Source organism: Campylobacter sp. 2018MI13 (genome assembly GCF_018501135.1).
Classification (GTDB): Bacteria; Campylobacterota; Campylobacteria; order Campylobacterales; family Campylobacteraceae; genus Campylobacter_E.
On the sequence record NZ_JAHCZC010000245.1, the window covers coordinates 1 to 430 of the forward strand.

Annotated in this window: 1 protein-coding gene; it reads left to right on the top strand. The window is 34.7% G+C overall.

Features of this window, described 5'->3' with window-relative positions; translation table 11 throughout:
• Window positions 1-430 (top strand): hypothetical protein (locus tag KJQ99_RS09855; protein ID WP_214150733.1); only part of this gene is annotated, 430 nt, incomplete at both ends.

Genomic DNA, 430 nt, shown 5'->3' on the forward strand with positions numbered 1-430 from the left:
CTTCTGAAACTGATCCTACTGGTGCAGCTGGTTCTATACTTTCAACAAAAAATTCATTTGATGATGTTAAAGATGCTTATTATGAACAAGCAGCAAGACACGCAGCTGATGGTTCAGCTAAAGCTTCAACTGATGTTATCAAAAAAGCAATTAAAGATGGAACTGAAATAGATTTAAGTGCTGTTAAAGCAGAAAAAATTGGTGCTTTACAATTAGAGAGTGCTAAAGCATTTAAAGACCCTGCAAATGGTACAGCTTTTAGCGATCCTAGTTATGAACAAGCTTTAAAAGATGCTAATGCAGCAGTAAAATTAGCAGTTGGGGATACAAATTCTAAACATGCGACTTTAAGTGATGCTAATGCTGCCTTGGATAATGCAATGAAAGCATTAAATAAGGTTATAGATTTATCAAAAGGTCATAATATGGG